The 508-nt window shown below is 21.7% G+C and carries 1 protein-coding gene; it reads right to left on the reverse strand.

The window, feature by feature from the left end:
• Positions 1-57: 57 nt before the first annotated feature.
• Entirely contained in the window at positions 58-456 is a 399-nt protein-coding gene (locus FE392_RS20275; RefSeq protein ID WP_021728521.1) for a DUF1878 family protein, read from the reverse strand.
• Positions 457-508: the final 52 nt, after the last annotated feature.

Consider the following 508-nt stretch of genomic DNA (forward strand, 5'->3'; position numbering starts at 1 on the left):
AATTTTTTCATATTTTTGATCCTCCATTACACATAAAAAATAAGGTGCAAAAGCACCTTATTTTTCTTTATATTTTTCTAATAAAAATTCACAAACATTATCTGATTCTTTTTGCTTATTAATTGCCATTAATAAATATTTAGGGTTTATCGGAATATTTATTGCCTTTAAATAACCTTCATATTCCTCAATAGTTGGTTTTACATTACAATCATAAATTACTTGTAAACTAATAGAATCAAAAAATTCTTTTTCAAAATCAAATGTATTTTCATTAGATAACCTTTTGTTAAATAAAGAAATAATATTTAAAATTGCTATCTCATCTTTTTTTTCTAAATCATGGTTAATAATTTGATGATAAAAAGAAAATTTATCAGGGTTTTCATGTAAAAGCATAGTTAACATTAATTCTTTATGATATTTTAGCTTAGAAATTTCTTGTTCAATATTCATATTAAACACCTACAATTCAATAATTATAAAACAAGACCAGTAATTGCACTTG

The organism is Xenorhabdus santafensis (assembly GCF_033949405.1).
GTDB lineage: Bacteria > Pseudomonadota > Gammaproteobacteria > Enterobacterales > Enterobacteriaceae > Xenorhabdus > Xenorhabdus santafensis.